The sequence below is a fragment of the Endozoicomonas sp. NE40 genome (genome assembly GCF_040549045.1).
Classification (GTDB): domain Bacteria; phylum Pseudomonadota; class Gammaproteobacteria; order Pseudomonadales; family Endozoicomonadaceae; genus Endozoicomonas_A; species Endozoicomonas_A lisbonensis.
Window position 1 is genome coordinate 2,013,134 of record NZ_JBEWTB010000002.1, and the last position, 18,829, is coordinate 2,031,962.

16 protein-coding genes, 4 tRNA genes and 1 riboswitch are annotated in these 18,829 nt (G+C 49.3%); of the genes, 2 read left to right on the top strand and 18 right to left on the bottom strand.

Annotated features, from left to right (window positions below; all coding sequences use genetic code 11):
* Positions 1–4: 4 nt before the first annotated feature.
* The 14 genes from rpoB to birA all read right to left on the bottom strand — a co-directional run bounded on the left by rpoB (position 5) and on the right by birA (position 11,419).
* Positions 5–4,084: a DNA-directed RNA polymerase subunit beta gene (gene rpoB, locus V5J35_RS10060; protein ID WP_354011099.1), complete on the bottom strand. Its 4,080-nt coding sequence runs from the start codon at positions 4,082–4,084 to the stop codon at positions 5–7.
* 566 nt (positions 4,085–4,650) lie between these two features.
* The gene (gene rplL, locus V5J35_RS10065) at positions 4,651–5,025 is read right to left on the bottom strand and encodes a 50S ribosomal protein L7/L12 (RefSeq protein WP_262595299.1); all 375 of its coding nucleotides are present in this window, start codon (positions 5,023–5,025) and stop codon (positions 4,651–4,653) included.
* A 75-nt stretch (positions 5,026–5,100) separates the two neighbouring features.
* A complete protein-coding gene (rplJ, locus tag V5J35_RS10070) occupies positions 5,101–5,631 on the bottom strand; it encodes a 50S ribosomal protein L10 (RefSeq protein WP_354011100.1) in 531 nt (176 codons plus the stop codon).
* A gap of 332 nt (positions 5,632–5,963) precedes the next feature.
* Entirely contained in the window at positions 5,964–6,659 is a 696-nt protein-coding gene (gene rplA / locus V5J35_RS10075) for a 50S ribosomal protein L1 (RefSeq protein ID WP_354011101.1), read from the bottom strand.
* Entirely contained in the window at positions 6,659–7,093 is a 435-nt protein-coding gene (gene rplK, locus V5J35_RS10080; protein WP_262565531.1) for a 50S ribosomal protein L11, read from the bottom strand. The genes rplA and rplK overlap by 1 nt, the downstream gene beginning before the upstream one ends.
* Positions 7,094–7,271: 178 nt before the next feature.
* Positions 7,272–7,805: a transcription termination/antitermination protein NusG gene (gene nusG, locus V5J35_RS10085; RefSeq protein ID WP_034877890.1), complete on the bottom strand. Its 534-nt coding sequence runs from the start codon at positions 7,803–7,805 to the stop codon at positions 7,272–7,274.
* Positions 7,806–7,815: 10 nt separating this feature from the next.
* Complete coding sequence (gene secE, locus V5J35_RS10090) at positions 7,816–8,187, bottom strand: preprotein translocase subunit SecE (protein WP_354011102.1); 372 nt, start codon at positions 8,185–8,187, stop codon at positions 7,816–7,818.
* Between the two features lie 78 nt (positions 8,188–8,265).
* Positions 8,266–8,341, bottom strand: a tRNA-Trp gene (locus V5J35_RS10095).
* A 149-nt stretch (positions 8,342–8,490) separates the two neighbouring features.
* A tRNA-Thr gene (locus V5J35_RS10100) sits at positions 8,491–8,566 on the bottom strand.
* Positions 8,567–8,599: 33 nt separating this feature from the next.
* A tRNA-Gly gene (locus V5J35_RS10105) sits at positions 8,600–8,673 on the bottom strand.
* 86 nt (positions 8,674–8,759) lie between these two features.
* A tRNA-Tyr gene (locus V5J35_RS10110) sits at positions 8,760–8,843 on the bottom strand.
* Positions 8,844–8,988: 145 nt separating this feature from the next.
* Entirely contained in the window at positions 8,989–9,708 is a 720-nt protein-coding gene (locus V5J35_RS10115) for an SPOR domain-containing protein (protein ID WP_354011103.1), read from the bottom strand.
* Positions 9,696–10,460: a type III pantothenate kinase gene (locus tag V5J35_RS10120; RefSeq protein ID WP_354011104.1), complete on the bottom strand. Its 765-nt coding sequence runs from the start codon at positions 10,458–10,460 to the stop codon at positions 9,696–9,698. The genes V5J35_RS10115 and V5J35_RS10120 overlap by 13 nt, the downstream gene beginning before the upstream one ends.
* Positions 10,457–11,419, bottom strand: coding sequence for a bifunctional biotin--[acetyl-CoA-carboxylase] ligase/biotin operon repressor BirA (birA, locus tag V5J35_RS10125; protein ID WP_354011105.1), 963 nt, complete (start codon positions 11,417–11,419; stop codon positions 10,457–10,459). The genes V5J35_RS10120 and birA overlap by 4 nt, the downstream gene beginning before the upstream one ends.
* A 170-nt stretch (positions 11,420–11,589) precedes the next feature.
* Here birA and V5J35_RS10130 point away from each other — a divergent pair, with 170 nt between their 5' ends.
* A complete protein-coding gene (locus V5J35_RS10130) occupies positions 11,590–13,227 on the top strand; it encodes a hypothetical protein (protein ID WP_354011106.1) in 1,638 nt (545 codons plus the stop codon).
* A gap of 77 nt (positions 13,228–13,304) precedes the next feature.
* Positions 13,305–14,357 (top strand): pyridoxal phosphate-dependent aminotransferase, encoded by a 1,053-nt coding sequence (locus V5J35_RS10135; protein ID WP_354016329.1) that lies wholly within the window; start codon positions 13,305–13,307, stop codon positions 14,355–14,357.
* A gap of 152 nt (positions 14,358–14,509) precedes the next feature.
* Here the strand turns inward: V5J35_RS10135 and thiC are convergent, their stop codons facing one another.
* The 4 genes from thiC to V5J35_RS10155 form a co-directional block, all read right to left on the bottom strand.
* Positions 14,510–16,255 (bottom strand): phosphomethylpyrimidine synthase ThiC, encoded by a 1,746-nt coding sequence (thiC, locus tag V5J35_RS10140; protein WP_354011108.1) that lies wholly within the window; start codon positions 16,253–16,255, stop codon positions 14,510–14,512.
* 117 nt (positions 16,256–16,372) lie between these two features.
* Positions 16,373–16,477, bottom strand: a riboswitch (TPP riboswitch).
* 45 nt (positions 16,478–16,522) lie between these two features.
* Positions 16,523–17,188: a phosphohydrolase gene (locus V5J35_RS10145; RefSeq protein ID WP_354011109.1), complete on the bottom strand. Its 666-nt coding sequence runs from the start codon at positions 17,186–17,188 to the stop codon at positions 16,523–16,525.
* Positions 17,189–17,194: 6 nt separating this feature from the next.
* Positions 17,195–18,070 (bottom strand): phosphodiesterase, encoded by an 876-nt coding sequence (locus V5J35_RS10150; protein WP_354011110.1) that lies wholly within the window; start codon positions 18,068–18,070, stop codon positions 17,195–17,197.
* Positions 18,071–18,183: 113 nt separating this feature from the next.
* Complete coding sequence (locus V5J35_RS10155) at positions 18,184–18,693, bottom strand: GNAT family N-acetyltransferase (RefSeq protein WP_354011111.1); 510 nt, start codon at positions 18,691–18,693, stop codon at positions 18,184–18,186.
* Between the last annotated feature and the right edge of the window lie 136 nt (positions 18,694–18,829).

Sequence of the window (18,829 nt, forward strand, 5' to 3'; positions counted from 1 at the left end):
TTTGTTATTCGGTGTCCAGCTCGATGTCGATACCCAGAGAGCGAATCTCTTTCAACAGTACGTTGAAGGATTCAGGCATTCCGGGCTCCATACGGTGGTCCCCATCGACGATGTTCTTATACATCTTGGTACGACCAGCCACGTCATCGGACTTAACTGTCAGCATTTCCTGCAGGGTGTAGGCGGCACCGTATGCTTCGAGCGCCCATACCTCCATCTCACCGAATCGCTGACCACCGAATTGGGCCTTACCACCCAGCGGCTGCTGGGTAACCAGAGAGTAAGAACCGGTGGAACGTGCGTGCATCTTGTCATCAACCAGGTGGTTGAGCTTCAGCATGTACATGTAACCAACGGTTACCGGACGGTCAAAGGAATCACCTGTACGACCGTCAAACAGAGTCACCTGACCGGTGTCGCTCATGTCAGCCAGACGCAGCAGTTCCTTAACTTCGGATTCCTTGGCACCGTCGAATACGGAAGTCGCCATTGGAACACCGCCACGCAGGTTCTTCGCCAGATCCATGATTTCTTCATCAGAGAAGGAATCCAGATCTTCCTGACGACGGCTGCCGCCTACGCCATTGTATACCTGATCCAGGAAGTCACGAATTTCAGCCACTTTCTTCTGGGACTCGATCATACGATTGATCTTGTGACCCAGACCGCGCGCAGCTGCACCCAGGTGAGTTTCCAGTACCTGTCCAACGTTCATACGGGAAGGTACACCAAGTGGATTCAATACGATATCAACCGGGTTACCTTCCGCATCGTGTGGCATGTCTTCCACAGGCATGATGATAGAGATAACACCCTTGTTACCGTGACGACCCGCCATCTTGTCACCAGGCTGGATACGACGCTTGATAGCCAGGTAAACCTTAACGATCTTCAGCACGCCTGGTGCCATATCGTCGCCGGTTTGCAGCTTTTTCTTCTTGTCTTCGAAACGCTCGTCGAGCTGAGCACGACGTTCTTTCAGCTGTTCTCTGGCCAGGTCCAGCTGTTCGTTCAGAGCTTCGTCAGACATGGACAGCTTGAACCACTGTTCGTGTTCCAGTCCGTCCAGATATTCGTCAGAGATAGTGTCGCCCTTCGCCAGAGCCGGACCACGATCTACAGACTGACCACGCAGAGCTTCACGCAGACGGTCAAAGGTATCTTCCTCAACCACCCGGAACTCTTCGTTCAGGTCTTTACGGTATTCGTCCAGTGCCGCCTTTTCGATGGCCTGGGCGCGGCTGTCTTTTTCAACGCCGTCGCGGGTGAATACCTGTACGTCAATCACGGTACCTTTAACAGAAGTTGGTACACGCAAAGACGTATCTTTAACGTCAGAGGCTTTCTCACCGAAGATCGCACGCAGCAGTTTTTCTTCCGGAGTCAGCTGGGTTTCACCCTTAGGCGTTACCTTACCGACCAGAATGTCGCCTGCGCCTACTTCAGCACCTACGTACACGATACCGGCTTCGTCCAGCTTGTTCAGAGCGGACTCACCCACGTTTGGAATATCAGAAGTGATTTCTTCTGGTCCCAGTTTGGTATCACGCGCCACACAGGTCAGTTCCTGAATGTGGATAGTCGTGAAACGGTCTTCCTGAACCACACGCTCAGAGATGAGAATGGAGTCCTCGAAGTTGTAACCGTTCCAAGGCATGAAGGCCACGCGCATGTTCTGACCCAGAGCCAGTTCACCCATGTCGACGGAAGGACCGTCAGCCAGGATGTCGCCTGCAGCGATACGCTCGCCGTTCTTCACCAGCGCACGCTGGTTGATGCAGGTGTTCTGGTTAGAACGTGTGTACTTAGTCAGGTTGTAGATATCTACACCCGCTTCACCCGGCTGAACTTCATCATCGTTTACACGAATAACGATTCTAGCCGCGTCAACAGTATCGACATAACCACCACGGCGGGCCACCACACAAACACCGGAGTCGGACGCTACGTTGCGTTCCATACCAGTACCAACCAGCGGCTTGTCAGCACGCAGAGTTGGAACCGCCTGACGTTGCATGTTCGATCCCATCAGGGCCCGGTTAGCATCGTCGTGCTCAAGGAATGGAATCAGGGATGCCGCTACAGACACAACCTGCTTAGTGGAAACGTCCATGTACTGAACTTTTTCCGGACCCATCAGGTGTGTTTCACCACGGTGACGTACGTTGACCAGTTCTTCGGTCAGACGGTTTTCGTCGTCCAGACCAGCAGAAGCCTGTGCGATGACGAATTCGCCTTCTTCAATCGCAGACAGGTAATCCACCTGATCGGTCACCTGACCTTCAACCACTTTACGGTACGGGGATTCCAGGAAGCCGTAATCGTTGGCACGAGCGTAAGTTGCCAGAGAGTTGATCAGACCGATGTTTGGACCTTCAGGGGTCTCGATCGGACAAACCCGACCATAGTGGGTCGCGTGTACGTCCCGAACCTCGAAACCAGCACGTTCACGGGTCAGACCACCCGGACCCAACGCAGATACACGACGCTTGTGAGTTACCTCAGACAGCGGGTTGTTCTGGTCCATAAACTGAGACAGCTGGGAGGAACCAAAGAATTCTTTGATGGCAGCAGCCACAGGCTTGGCATTGATCAGATCCTGAGGCATCAGGCCTTCAGATTCTGCCAGGCTCAGACGCTCCTTAACGGCGCGTTCAACACGTACCAGACCAACACGGAACTGGTTTTCAGCCATTTCACCAACGGAACGGACACGACGGTTACCGAGGTGGTCGATATCGTCACAGACGCCTTTACCGTTACGAATGTCTACCAGAGTTTTCAGGGTATCAACGATATCCTGATTATCCAGTACACCCGGACCCGTATCAGATTCACGACCCAGTCGACGGTTGAACTTCATACGACCAACGCCAGACAGATCATAACGTTCAGCAGAGAAGAACAGGTTACCGAACAGGGCTTCAGCAGCTTCTTGTGTAGGCGGCTCGCCCGGGCGCATCATACGGTAGATTTCTACCAGTGCTTCCAGACGGTTAGTCGTGGTGTCAGCACGCAGGGTGTCAGAGATATAGGAACCGCAGTCCAACTCATTGGTGTACAGGGTTTCAATATTCTTAACGCCAGCAGCCAGCAGTTTTTCGTAAACTTCCGTAGTGATTTCGGTGTTGCAGTCAACAACGATCTCACCGGTAGCCTGGTGCACAACGGTCTTAGCCAGGACTTTTCCGTAAACGTATTCTACCGGAGCTTCGATGCGCTGGATGTTTGCTTTCTGCAGCTGACGGATGTGACGAGCAGTCACACGACGACCCATCTCAACGATTACATTACCTTCGTTGTCTTTGATGTCAAAGCTTGCGGCTTCACCACGCAGACGATCGGCAACCAGATCGGTACTTACATTCTCTGAACCAATCTGGAAAGGTACTGTATCGAAGAAGTAATCCAGAATTTCTTCGTTGCCCATGCCCAGGGCACGCAGCAGAATAGTGGCAGGCAGCTTACGACGACGGTCAATTCGTACGAACAGCTGGTCCTTTGGATCGAATTCGAAATCCAACCAGGAGCCACGGTAAGGAATAACACGAGCAGAGTACAGCAGCTTACCGGAAGAGTGAGTCTTACCACGGTCGTGGTCGAAGAACACACCCGGAGAACGGTGCAGCTGGGATACGATTACACGTTCAGTACCATTGATAACAAAGGTACCATTTTCAGTCATGAGCGGAATTTCGCCCATGTAGACTTCCTGTTCCTTGATGTCCTTGATCGCCTTGTTGGCGGAGTCTTTGTCATAGATAATCAGGCGCACTTTCACACGCAGAGGTACTGCGTAAGTGACACCACGAAGTTGACATTCCTTGACATCAAAAGCCGGAGTACCGAGCCTGTAGCTCACATATTCCAGCGCCGCATTGCCAGAGTAACTAACAATTGGAAATACGGACTTGAAGGCAGCGTGCAGACCAATGTCTTCACGCGCGGCCGGCTCTTTTCCGGTTTGCAGCAGCTTGTGATAAGAATCAAGCTGAATCGCCAGAAGATACGGCACATTCATGACATGCGGCAGTTTGCCGAAGTCTTTGCGGATGCGTTTTTTCTCTGTATACGAGTATGCCATCAGCGTTCCCCAGCTTGGTCACCTGGTCCTGGCTTCAGACCGTCTGGTCTGGCCATCTAGGTTTTGATGAGGGCGGGTGGCCCCCTTTTGACACCCAATGAATACGGTGATTAACAACCGTTAAACCGTTGCATGAGCTTTAGCGTCTGGCTAACTGAACCTTCCGCCACTCGTGCAACCAATGCCAGTCGCCATGACTGACATCCCCCTGAAGTGATCCAAACCGTACACCTGTCCGCCCAGAACGACTCCGGAACCTACCAGTGTACATGGCTTCTATATCATTTTCAGGGTTTATACCTACATTTCAGTCACTTTATTTTGCGATGAGATGTAGCTATTGCCATAAAAAAAAATTTCCCCACCTGCGCCTGCGCAATATTTATACAAAACCTGCACAAAAACGGTGACGAAATATTTTCATTTATGACTGCCTGAGCTCATCATTGCTTTAAGTAGCAAAACGATACAGCTCATACAACGGGAAAAAGGCCGGTGCCATTCAGGCACCAGCCCACCTGAGACTATTATGCAATAGACCCCGGATTATGCAACTTTACGTAGAATTACTTAACTTCTACGGAAGCGCCAGCTTCTTCCAGTTGCTTCTTCAGCTCTTCAGCTTCGTCCTTGCTCACGCCTTCTTTCAGAGGAGCTGGAGCGCCGTCAACGATGCCCTTAGCTTCTTTCAGACCCAGGCCGGTAGCAGCACGTACAACCTTGATTACGTTGACTTTCTTGTCGCCAGCGCCAGTCAGGATTACGTCGAACTCAGTCTTTTCTTCAGCAGCAGCGCCAGCTTCAGCGGCAACTGGAGCAGCAGCAACAGCAGCAGCAGCGGAAACGCCGAACTTCTCTTCCATTGCTTCAACCAGCTCAACAACGTCCATTACGGACATTTCAGCGATTGCATTCAGGATATCTTCTTTAGACAGTGCCATGTCTATATCTCCAAAAAATTGGGTTGGGGTATAAACCCCGAAATTCATTTAAAAAAGACAGAAAGCAGAACGCTATTAAGCGGCTTTCTTCTTCTCGTCGGCAACAGCTGCCACTACACGTGTAATGCTTGCCGGGAACTCGTTCAGAGTCCGTGCCAGCTTGGTCACAGGTGCAATCATTACGCTCATCAGCATTGCGCGAGCCTGGTCCAGAGTAGGCATCTTAGCCAGAACATCAATCTGCTCTGCGCCCAGAACCTGTCCAGAGATGGACAGTGCCTTAACTTCCAGTTCCTTGTTCTCTTTAGCGAAGTCTTTCATCAGACGCGCAGCCGCGCCTGGATCTTCCTGAGAGAAGGCCAGAACTGTTGGACCTACCAGGACGTCCTGCAGACACTCAAAATCAGTGCCTTCAACTGCACGGCGAGCCAGAGTGTTACGTACAACCTTCAGGTATACGCCACCGTCACGGGCTTGCTTGCGCAGTTCGGTCATTTGACCAACAGTCAGACCACGGTAATCCGCAATAACAGCCGACAGAGCGCTTTGTGCAGCCTCGCTGACTTCGGCGACAATCGCCTTCTTGTCTTCGAGTCCTAACGCCATGGGCTTTACTCCAAATATCCGAAGTTAACCCTGCTGCATAAAAGCTATATAAAAAAGCTATGCATCAGGGACTTACAATACGGTGATGGGTCACTGAATCAGGAAAATCGTTCCAGATCCGTGTTCACCGTCTACGCAGGAAATTAAGCGCCAACCTTTTTGTCCATCCCTTAGACGAACCCCACCCAATTGAGGGCAGGAACAGGTCTTTACACCTACGATCTTTGACGACCTCCGAAACCGGAGACCCCAAAGTCTTTTAAGTCACAGACAGTCAGTTCCTCTGACCACCTGCAACTCAGGCCAGTTGTCTGAGAGACAAAAGCCCTTAATCAGATCTCGAGAGATGCAATGTCGATGGTCAGGCCCGGTCCCATAGTAGAGGACAGGGTAACCTTCTTCATGTAAACGCCCTTGCTGGTAGCAGGCTTCAGCTTCTTCAGCTCAGCCATCAGCGCTTCAGCGTTCTGCTTCAGGGAAGCAGCATCGAAATCGATCTTGCCGATACCAGCGTGAACGATACCGTTCTTGTCAGTACGGAAACGAACCTGACCCGCTTTAGCGTTCTTAACCGCGTCAGCAACGTTAGGAGTTACAGTACCCACCTTAGGGTTAGGCATCAGGCCACGTGGACCCAGGATCTGACCCAGCTGACCCACAACACGCATTGCGTCCGGAGAAGCAATAACAACGTCGAAGTTCAGTTCGCCAGCTTTAACCTGAGCAGCCAGATCGTCCATACCAATGATGTCAGCACCAGCAGCTTTAGCAGCTTCAGCGTTAGCACCCTGTGTGAACACAGCAACGCGAACGTCTTTACCAGTACCGTTTGGCAGAACAGAAGAGCCACGTACAACCTGGTCGGATTTACGAGGATCCACACCCAGGTTCACAGCAACTTCTACAGATTCTTTGAATTTAACGCTGGAAACTTCTTTCAGAAGGTTTGCAGCTTCTTCGAAGGAGTAAGCCTTGGTAGCTTCAACCTTCTCAGCAATCATTTTTGCGCGCTTGGACATCTTCGCCATTATTCTACACCTTCCACATTCAGACCCATGGAACGAGCGGAACCAGCGATAGTGCGGATAGCCGCATCTTCGTCAGCAGCGGTCAGATCAGGTTCTTTGATCTTGGCAACTTCCAGCAGCTGTTCGCGAGTAACAGTACCCACTTTTTCAGTGTTAGGACGGCCGGAACCTTTCTTCAGCTTCAGTACTTTTTTCAGCAGTACAGAGGCAGGCGGAGTTTTGGTTTCGAATGTGAAGCTGCGGTCACCGTATACTGTGATCACAACTGGCACAGGCATACCAGCGTCGAGTTCCTGAGTCTTAGCGTTAAACGCCTTACAGAACTCCATGATGTTCACGCCGTGCTGACCCAGTGCTGGACCTACGGGTGGGGAAGGATTAGCTTTACCTGCAGGCACCTGCAGTTTGATGTAAGCTTCGACTTTCTTAGCCATTGCAACCTCTACATTGGGTCAACGCTTCCCTGACTCACCATTCAGTCAGTCAATTCAGCTACCCATTAACAGGACATTATCCGGAACCTTCGCCCAAAATCATGCCCTTAGATAAAAACCCTGCAGCGTTTGGTAATTTACCAACCAGTGCAGGGTTTCAGTATAAAAAGTCTTTATCTCAGACTTTCTCGACCTGGGAGAATTCCAGTTCTACCGGTGTGGAGCGACCGAAAATCATTACTGCCACATGCAGGCGACTCTTTTCGTAATTCACTTCCTCAACCACGCCATTGAAGTCCGCAAAAGGACCGTCAATAACACGAACCATCTCACCAGGTTCGAACAGCGTCTTCGGACGAGGCTTCTCGGCCCCTTCATGAACACGCTGGAGAATAGCGTCCGCCTCTTTCTCGGTGATCGGCGCTGGCTTGTCGGCTGTGCCGCCAATAAAGCCCATCACTCGCGGCGTATCCTTAATAAGATGCCAGCTATCGTCGTTCATTTCCATCTGAACTAACACGTAGCCAGGAAAGAACTTACGCTCACTCTTGCGCTTCTGACCGTTCCGAATCTCGACTACTTCCTCGGTTGGCACCAGAATCTCACCAAAGAGATCCTCCATACCGAATCGCTGCACTCGCTCTTTCAGCGAACGCATTACCTGCTTTTCGTAGCCGGAGTAGGCATGCACTACATACCAACGCTTCGCCATAGTTCTTTCCCTATCCAATCAAGCTGCTGATAGCCCAGCCTAGCAGAGAATCGAGCGCCCATAAAATGAGACCCATAACAATAACCACGGCGACAACAATCAGCGTGGTTTGCACAGTCTCCTGGCGTGTAGGCCAGACAACCTTGCGAATCTCAACCTTGGCATCTTTAACGAGGTTCCAGAAGGCACCGCCTTTCACTGTCTGCAGACCAATATAGCCGGCAACAGCACCCAGAGCCAGCAAGGCTACAACGCGGTAAAGAACAGACTCAGCAGAGAAATAATAATTCCCGTAAGCGCCGACAGCGATCAGGGCAAATACCAGACCCCACTTAAGGCCATCAAGACGACCTTCAGCCGTCACTTCTGGTTTTCCACTCATTAGTTTGATTTTCTCTCTAGAAAAGCCCCACTCAAAAACAGTAAACATGACAAAAGAGTGAAGGCTTGAATCAAGAAATGGCAGGCCAGGAGGGACTCGAACCCCCAACAGCCGGTTTTGGAAACCGGTGCTCTACCAATTGAACTACTGGCCTGTATCTACGAGCGCCTTACTTTGCTTCTCTAGATACAAGGACCGACCAATTATAATTGACCATACCTTATCTGAAAAGCGTTATTATTTTTGATCTGTGAGGCATAAAAATAAGGGGCAGATAAAACACTCTATCTACCCCTATGCTTCTGGAGCTCTTAACCGGATTTGAACCGGTGACCTCATCCTTACCAAGGATGCGCTCTACCAACTGAGCTATAAGAGCAACTTCCTACCAATAAAAGGGTAAGATTAATTTTGGAGCGGGTAGCGGGGATCGAACCCGCATCATCAGCTTGGAAGGCTGAGGTTCTACCATTGAACTATACCCGCAACATAAACCGCATAGCGAGACTCACATCTTGTGATACTCACACAGCCTTCAATCTTCCATAATTTCAAGATCAAAGACAAGAACTTGGTGGTGGGGGCTGGATTCGAACCAGCGAAGCTTTCGCGTCAGATTTACAGTCTGATCCCTTTGGCCGCTCGGGAACCCCACCGAACGCTGCGCTATTGTATCTGGCGACATTTCAAAGTCAAGCTGTTGTTTTCAATGTTTAACTCAGCGAGTTATTTAGAAAACTCAATCAACTGACCCAGTCGATCGAACTGCTTGCTTGGCTGTCCCCGAAGCGCAGGCGTATATTAGTGAATTGATGGTTCGGATGCAATCCCTTTGCAGCTTTTTTCTAATACTTTCAGACCGTTGTATTCATCCGCAAAATTTTCCCACATAGCGTCTGTTACTTTATCAGCCTGTTTGTCTGCCAGCTCCAGCCAATAGGTTTGAGGCTGTCTTGCCAGGCGCTTGATCCGGGTTTCATAGCCTGCCTGCAATAAACGACTGCTGACTTTATTAGCCGAAGCTTCTTTACTGAAAAGCCCCAGAGATATTCCGTTTGCCAACTCTCCCTGTGTAATAACAAAGCTATCAATACCCTGACCCTGAAGTTCCCGCAGAAGCCGGATAGCAGCCTCCCTGCCAGCAAGCGGTGGAATGTGTACCCAGTGGTCATAGCTGTTTGCTTCATTATCGGATCGCTCTTTGCTGGTCACTCCCAGTGAAAAGAGGCGCTGCTGCATTTCGTCAGCCTTAGCCGATGAACCGAAGGGACCCACAACAAGACATTGATCATTCTGGACAGCCTCTGGCTCAGAATGCCCGTTTCGCTCTACAGGTTCAGGCAGAAGATCAGATTTAGGAAGATTCTTGCCACTTTCCGACCAGAGAACCAGGCGTTTTCCCTGCGGTTTCTCAGGCTCTGACACCACGGGCTTTACATAACGGCTCTGTGACTGCTGGTAGGTTCCCCAGGCAAAATAGCCTGTATTCATTATTAGCAGTAACAATATTATCCAGCGCATCCTTTTCTATCTTCCCTGACTGCTATTTCCAGACCATCCATTATCAGGTCAGGCATTAAACTCACCCTTCCTTCTTTATAGACATCGATTAACTCTTCAAGCTGACCGCCATCTCCTCCGGAGAGAATGACACGGGAGCCCGGATACTGAGCGACCACCCGATCAACCAGCGCCAGTGACATAGCCAGCGCACCATGATGAATACAATCGGCAGTATTTCTGCCCAGGGCAAGATCACTGTTATCGGTTGATTCAACATACCTGATCTTTGCCGTATTAGACGCCAGTGTTTTTTTCATAAGGCTGATACCCGGAACAATATACCCGCCCAGATGAAGCCCGGTTTTGTCCAGCACATCAATAGTGATGGCTGTACCGCAATCGACAACGATTTTAATGTCCTGAGTGTTGGTCGCGTGAGCTGCCAGCATGGCCAGCCAGCGATCCACCCCCAGTTTTTCCGGTTCGTCGTAAGACAACGTTACACCAGCCGATACTTTTTTTGCCGCTGCTTTATATAAAGGTACAGTCTGTGTCGCAAGAACATGCTTTTTAATCTGCTCAAAGCGTTCATCAGCAGACACAATAGAGATGCTTACCTGATCCAGCTTGCCAACCGTATCGAGAAAACAGGGAAGCACTGTATCCCAGTCCTCTGTGTTACAGAAAAAGCCAGAACCGGCTGGTTGGCTATTTTCCCGCAGCAACCATTTTAAGCGGGTATTACCCGCATCGAACTGAAGGGTTCTCATGATTTCCTCAACGACACTTCACCACCGTTAAACACTTTGATACCTGTTTCCGTTTCTATCAGTAAACCACCCTGTTCATTAACCCCGGCATTCAGACCCCTTTCCTTTCGGCCTGCCGTTTCGATAGTCACTTCCTGCCCTCTGAAAGCGTTATGTTCACTCCACTGATCTTTGTACAAAGCAAAGCCGCCATGGGAAAACCCTTCCAGCATGTGGCTGAGCGTATTGATAAGCTGCGCTACCACAGCATTACGGCTGACGGTTTTACCGCAAACCTGATAAAGGTCGACAGCAGGCTGTCCGATCCCTTTTCTCTGCTCTTCACTGAGTTTTATATTAATGCCAATACCAATAATGACATCGCACTCACCCGTAGGGTCGCCATGCACCTCGAGCAGAATACCGCTGAGCTTTTTCCCTTGCCAGAGCACATCGTTTGGCCACTTCAGCTCAAGGTTTCTTGCTCCATTAGCCTCCAGAGCTTTTAACACAGCCAGCCCGACGGCAAGACTCAGACCTTCCAGTGAAGCAGTTCCTTCACTGATTCTCCAGTTTGCAGACATGGAAATGGTCGAGCCAAAAGGGCTGACCCAGGTTCTGCCTCTCCTGCCCCTGCCACTGGTTTGATGCTCTGCCAGGCAAAATGTCAGGTTGCCAGGTTGACCATCACTCAGCTCTTTAACGAGATCATTGGTAGAGCTTGTGCTGAAACAGGTATGAAGTTTTATTGATTTACTTAACGCTCTGTCCAGCTCTGCTTCAATCCTGGCCTGGTCCAGCAACTCTATCCCCTGCCCCAGACGGTAGCCCTTGCCCCGCACTGAGTCCAGAGACAGACCCAGCCCTTCAAGTGCTTTCAGCTTTTTCCAGACAGCCGCCCGGCTGATACCAAGCACCTCTCCCAGCTCTTCACCGGAGTGGAAATGACCATCAGCCAGCAGGCTCAGTAATTTTTCCATCGACAGCCCCAATTCTATTCTGCCCGCATGATATGTCTTGCGATCTTCTCTCTCAAATATCACTGAGAAGTTTCTCAGGAACTCCCATCTGAAATCCAGAATAAAAAACGCTCAAAGTTACATATAAAGAACTACATTTCACACAACTTTCAAAAAGAGAACGAAACCCAATGAAACTCAGACAACTTTTATCCGGACTGGCTGCTTCAGCATTATCGGTCAATTTATGTGCCTATTCCCCAAGCGACCAACCGGGAGTCATCTACAAAGGGCTGCAAAACCTTGATGAAATAGCCAATACACTCAGCTTTGACCGTCAGCAATCACTGGGAACAATCGGCAAAAACAATGTGGTCTCATCTTTTTTATCTCCCTGGGATAAAGACCGGGTGACTGAAGTCATCAACTCCACCGGGGATCTTAAACAGGCAGCCAAAAAGGTTATAGCCGGAACATTCAAGCCCGCCCCTCTATATGACCTGTCCGGTTTCGATGCCAATATAGAAACATTTATGAATATTGTCGATCACGGCTCCTTTCTCAAGACTTACACTCCGGAAGCCAGGGGGATAACTCTGGACGACACTGATGCTTTGTCTGTTCCCACCGATACACCGCTAACAAAAGACCTGGCAGGCACAGCCAACACCGCTACAGACCAGAAATCATCAAGTACTCGTATTCCTGCTAATACGCCTGTTTATATTCTTGGTCAGTTATTCGATCTGAATGACACTATCAGCCCCGAAGAAGACTCATGGTTTCTTATCTGGCGGGAAGAGTTTGGCCTGAAATTTGTCCGCTCACGTCATATTGGACGATTAAGTTCATCATCTGTGGAATCCTTCAGGGAAGCGATCAATAAGACCCCGAAAATGGTCAGGACACCAAGAGTTGAACGAACTTTTGTATATAACAATTACAAGATGCTAATGCCCGGTACGATGCCTGTGATTCTGGGAGCGGAAGAAGGAGTGTTAAAGAGTGTGGCAGAAGGAGGGGAGGGACTGAGATCGGGCGCGATCCTTATGGCGAATCGTTCCGGCACAAAGGTAGTCAGTATTGATCTTACTGGCAGACCATGGGCAATTTACGAAGCCAAACTGGTATCTGCGCAACTCAATCCTAAAGACCCTGACCAGAAGCTTCCTGATCACCTGAAGTCAGTTCCAGTCACTTCAACAGTTCAAAACTATCTTGAAGAATTGCACAACGTGATTTTCCACTATCCGGGTTATGCAGGTTTTGAACGCAACTACCACCGCTCTTTTGCCTGGGGTGAAGGCATTACAGGTATCGACGAACAACGAGGTCAGGATATTTCAAACTTTGTTTATAAACTGATGCTGGGATTCGGACATCGCCTGCCACGATATTCCGGAGATCAAATCCGGGAAGGATTAGCCATCAATACAATTGTCGTCGACAAATCAACAGACAAAGAGTCATACCACAAGACACTGGTCAAACATTGTACTCTGGGACGAATAGCAAGTTTCGCCAGCAATGGACACATAGTCTGTATTGGCAGTGTATCCATAGAGCAACTGGGAGTTCTTGATCCTGCGGCAGCGGCAGATGCACTGAATAATGGTATGTCGTTTGGTGATCTTGTTCCGCTGGTTGCCACCAGCCCTGTTGGACTCCGGGATGAGGAAACTGGTATCTGGACAATTATCCCCAAAGCAGCTGTATTCCCAATCTTCAAAACAGGCCCATACAGCAGCTGGATCAGCCGGAAGGACGATTTAAAAATATTCAGCTTCTTTAAAGACTCCCCATCCCTAACAACAAAAACTGAACTCTGATAGATCACCAGTTCGGCTCCGCTTATACTGTGTGGAACCTTTTTTACATACTTATAAAACGAACAGGTGTGATGCTGATGAGTGTTTTCAAATCCCACATTTCTCAAATGGGAGCATACAAACCACCACTGGAAGGTCGGGATAACCACCAGCACCTGTTGCTTGATTTTAATGAACGAGTGCTTCCGGTTTCTCCGGCAGTTAAGCAGGCGTTGATCGATTTTATTAACGATGACCAGCTTCAGGTTTATCCTGCTTATGGGGACATTATTCACAAAATTGCCGACTACTGCGGAGTAAAGCCCGATCAGGTTATGACCACCAACGGTTCAGACCAGGGGATAGACCTGATCATTCGATCGGCGTGCAGAGAAGGCGACGAAGCCATTATCCCCGGACCAACATTTGCCATGTATCACCAGTGCGCAAAAATTGAAAACCTGAACATTATCGAACCCGCTTATTCCAGAGAAAACGGTTTTCCAAAACAGGCCGTCATGGACGCTATTACCGATAAAACCCGACTGATTGTCATAGCGAACCCAAACAACCCTTGTGGAACCCCCATCGCAAGGAATGATATTCTGGACATTGCCAAAGCTGCGCCAGAGGCAGCCATTCTGGTGGATGAGTGCTATTTCGAATATACCCGGCAAACGGTTTGCGACGCTGTTGAGCAATACCCTAACCTGCTGGTCACCCGCACTTTCTCCAAAACCTGGGGACTTCCATCTGTACGACTGGGTTACATTATTTCCGGTAAAGACAATATCAACGCATTACTGAATGTCCGTGGACCTTATGACGTGAATCAGCTGGCGGTGGTTGCGATTGATGCCGCGCTTGCCAATCCTGAATATACACAGGAGTACGTGAAAGAGGTGATTGAAGTCTCGAAGCCAATGATTGAGGCATTTCTGGATAAGCAGAAAATTGAGTACTGGCCGTCCGTAGCCAACTATGTCTGGGTATTTTTCAAGCAACCTTCTCTGGTTGAGCAAAAGCTAAAAGAAGCGAATATTCTTGTTCGTCCCAAAATGGATAGTCAGGCAAAGCTTGGGTTACGCATTACTCTGGGCAATAAGCAACAAACGACACATTTGATAGATACCCTTGCCTCTGTCCTGTAAAAGCAGGCACAACATCCTTCGCGGGAGTGACGCTGAGAAAAGTTGCATGGTTTTTACCGTTTAGCAGCACTAGCAGCCGCTTTTTCTGTCATTCCATTGACAGAAAAAGCTCCTGAAATACATCAGCAAAGAAGGGCAGTCGATACCGGTATCTACAAAGCAGGCTGTTTGCTACTGTCCATCTCCCGAACATCCTGAGTCATCCGCATAGGGCAGAAATCAGGTCCACACATTGAACAGAACTCTGAGGACTTAGCCCCATCCTGCGGCAAGGTTTCATCGTGATAGGCAACGGCTGTTTCAGGGTCGAGCGACAAATTAAACTGGTCTTCCCAGCGGAACTCGTAACGTGCCTTTGACAGTGCATCATCCCTTACTCTTGCCCCCGGATGACCTTTGGCAATATCAGCGGCATGGGCAGCAATTTTGTAGGCAATGACGCCAGCCTTTACATCATCACGGTTAGGCAGCCCCAGATGCTCCTTGGGGGTGACGTAGCAGAGCATGGCACAGCCATACCAGCCGATCATGGCAGCGCCTATGCCTGAAGTGATATGGTCATAGCCCGGTGCTATATCGGTTGTCAGAGGTCCCAATGTGTAGAAAGGCGCTTCATGACAATATTCAAGCTGGAGATCCATATTCTCCTTAATCCTGTTCATTGGAACATGCCCCGGCCCTTCAACCATCACCTGAACATCGTACTCCCAGGCGATTTGTGTGAGTTCTCCCAGTGTTTTCAGTTCTGCGTACTGGGCCTCATCACAGGCGTCTGCACTGGAGCCAGGGCGAAGGCCATCGCCGAGAGACAGTGCTACATCATAAGCCTGACAGACCTCACACAGCTCCCGGAAATTGGTATACAGGAAGTTTTCCGCATCATGCAATTCACACCACTGGGCCAGTATACCGCCACCACGAGAGACTATACCGGTTACCCGGTCCCTGGTTTTTGCCGCATGAGCCCTCAGAACCCCGGCATGAACCGTGATGTAATCAACCCCCTGTTCAGCGTGCTCGATAATCGTATCCCGCAAAACCTCCCAGCTCAGGTCTTTCACCTTCCCTTTAACCTTTTCCAACGCCTGATAGATAGGAACGGTACCAACAGGCACGGGAGAGTTTCGAACAACCCATTCCCGGGTTTCATGGATATGTTTGCCAGTGGATAAGTCCATGATCGTATCGCCACCCCAGCGAGTGGCCCACAACATCTTCTCCACCTCTTCCTCAACGCTGGATGTGACAGCGGAGTTACCAATATTCACATTGATCTTCACCAGAAAATTCCGGCCAATGATCATGGGTTCAGTTTCAGGATGATTGATATTGGCGGGTATAATGGCACGCCCCTCTGCAACTTCCCTGCGCACAAATTCTGGCGTAATCGGTGAATCAATACCGGCAGCGGTTCTGCCCAGATTCTCCCGAATGGCAATATATTCCATTTCGGGTGTAATGATTCCCCTTCTGGCGTAATGCAGCTGGGTTACACACTTTCCGGATTGCGCTTTTCTGGGTGTTTTTTTCTCAGCAAAACGAACAGAATCAAAACGCAGATCCTGATTTCTGGAATGAGCGTAGACAGAAGACTTTCCCTTCAGCTTCTCCGTGTCCTGCCTTTCAATAATCCATTTTTCTCTTAGCAGGGGGAGGCCACGCTTAAGATCGTGTAGCGGCTTATCATCAGTGTAAGAGCCTGAGGTATCGTAAATTCTCACCGGTTCATTTTTTTCATTGCCAAACCGGCCGGAAGTATCACTCAACAACACTTCACGCATACCCACCTGAATATCGTCACGACTACCAGAGATGTAGATTTTCCGGGACGATGGAAAAGGACGACAGGCATCCTCTAACAGAGAGGAATAAGAAAGTTTGTGTTTTTCGCAAGCCATGGTTAAACCTTTAGTTTTATATAAATGGCTTGCCGGAAATGCCCAAGCAAATATGATCTGAATTAGGTAGCTATACCCCGACTATAAGATTAACAGGGCAGCTCTTATTAAACGTCAATGTATTGCTCACTTGTTTCCTTCGCAGGTTCTAACCTGATCAGGTTCAACGGATTCTGTACAGTATTAGTACAGTCTCAGCCTTAGGCGCTCCGACAAGTGAGCCGAGTATAAAAGCGATCACACCGCTATTACAAATGTTATTTATATTTAGTATTCGCCCTTCAGTTCACGACACAACTGATCACGAAAATCCCGCAGAAACTGGCTGCTTCGCTCAGCCATCCGCTGTCCTGCTTCCGTTTGCATACTGTCTGCAATTTTCAGCAGCTTCAGCTCGAAATGATCAAGAGAATAGACGCGGTCATCCAGTTCGCGATGCATTGCCAACGGATCTTCAGGATCAAACAGCTTCTGTTTCAGCTTGCCTCCGGTATAGAAACAGCGGGCAAGGCCAATAGCACCCAAAGCTTCCATCCGGTCTGCATCCTGAACCACCTTTGCTTCAATGGTTTCTGCCGGTATGCCTGCCGAATAACTGTGTGTTTTCACCGCATGACACACCTCACCAATCAGGTCCTGCGGGAATGCCAGTGCTTTCAGACAGCGTTCAGTCTCTTCTGCTGCCAATGTTGAAGCCATTGAACGCTGAGGGTGATTCTTGGGAAGAACAATAATGTCATGGAAATAGCAGGCGGTCAGGATAACCAGCCGGTTAACACTCATATCGCCTTCATTCACTATTCGACAGGCGGTTCGCCAGACTCTCTGGAAGTGTGATATGTCATGAGAAGCATCATCCGATTCCCGCCCCTGCAAAAACTCAACAAACCTATCTTCCCACTGCTGTAACAGAGCCGGGTCGTTGTAAGACATAGCTTCTCACTCTTTGTTCAATTGACCATGCAACTGATAGCGGTAACAGGACCGGCTATCAATGGCGGGCTCACTATGCAGAAACAGTCGTGAATGCACAACCACCTGTTCAGGTTTTAGTTCAACCAGATGGTAAGCAGGAGGCTCAGGCGAAACATAAGAAGGCTTTTTACTTTCAGGTTTATTACCAAATTCAAAAGCAGTCTGATGAACAGGCGACAAAGGGCAGGAGTAACTGATGCCATGCCAGCTTCCTGTCACTGTGCGGTGTAAGTGTCCGAAGAAAATATGCCGGATTTGCGTCAGGTAAGGTTTCACAGCCTGAAGAAACTCATCCGCATTCACCAGATTATCGTCGTCCATTGCCGAAAGCCCGACAGTAAACGGCGGATGATGCATAAACAGATAAACAGGTTGCCCTTCAGAGTCCGTCAGCATGCTCTCCAGCCATTGCAACCGCTCCTGACAGAGAACGCCGCTGCGTTTTCCCACATCCAGAGTATCCAGAAAAATCATCCGGCCTGCCGAACTGTCCAGAATGTATTGAACAAATCCGCTTTCATCATCTATGGGATGTTCAGGAAAAACGGTTGAAAACGTCTCCCTTTGATCATGGTTGCCCATCAACATATAAACAGGAAAAGGTAACCGGCTCAGTTCCTCTCTTAAAACCTTGTAAGCGACCTCTTCCCCCCAGTGGGTCAGGTCTCCCGTGATCACGGCAAAATCTAATGAGAGGCTGACACAGTCAGACAAAATGGCATCAATACATTGCCTTATCCGTAACTGTGGATTGATGTCGTAATTCATTTCCCCCGCTGGAATCAGCTGAGGGTCAGACAGGTGAATAAAGTGGATGTTCTTTTCTGGTGTTGTACTCATGATGCTTTATTAGTGTGGCACTGTATTAGTATGGCGCTGTAATAGTGTGGCGCAGCACAAAAACCATCATGACTCATCCTGAAATACTTTGCACAAGCTCTAAAAAAACAAGCTCAGGAAGAAGCGGATACTGCGGACACCAGGCTATACCGGGCAACCGTCATATTACTCCAGCCCTCAAAACCATCCAGATGCATTCCCAGTGTCTGTATCACATCCACTGCAAACTCGTTATCGGGCGCCGTATAGGAGATAATCTCCCGGAAACCAAACCGTTCAAACCCCAGTCTGGCAACAGACTGAGCCGCTTCAAGCACCAGCCCCCGTCCGCGAAACTCTGGTAGAAAACGCCAGCTAAGCTCTACACTTTTCCCATAACTGGAAAAACCACAGTAGCCAATCAGCCGATACGTTTCCTTATGAACAACAGCCCATCGTGACCAGCCTTTCTGATCAAGTTCCAGCTGGTAACGCCATAATTCTGTTTCTGGTCTGGAGGCAGGAGAGTCATTGCTGAACCGTTGGGGCAGATCACTGTGGCCTGTTATTTCACCGTAAGGTTTCAGGTCATTTTCCTGCCAGGTTCGAATCAGCAGTCTGGGGGTTTCAGTTACTATTAGCACGAGACGCTCCTGATAACGCTTTGATCGACAGCTTGAGCTATTGAAACTTATAAATATGTAGCCTAACTCTGGTGGAAAGGCAGTATTTCTTTCTTATTTAATACAAGGCAAACCTCTCCATTAACTATGTCCATTA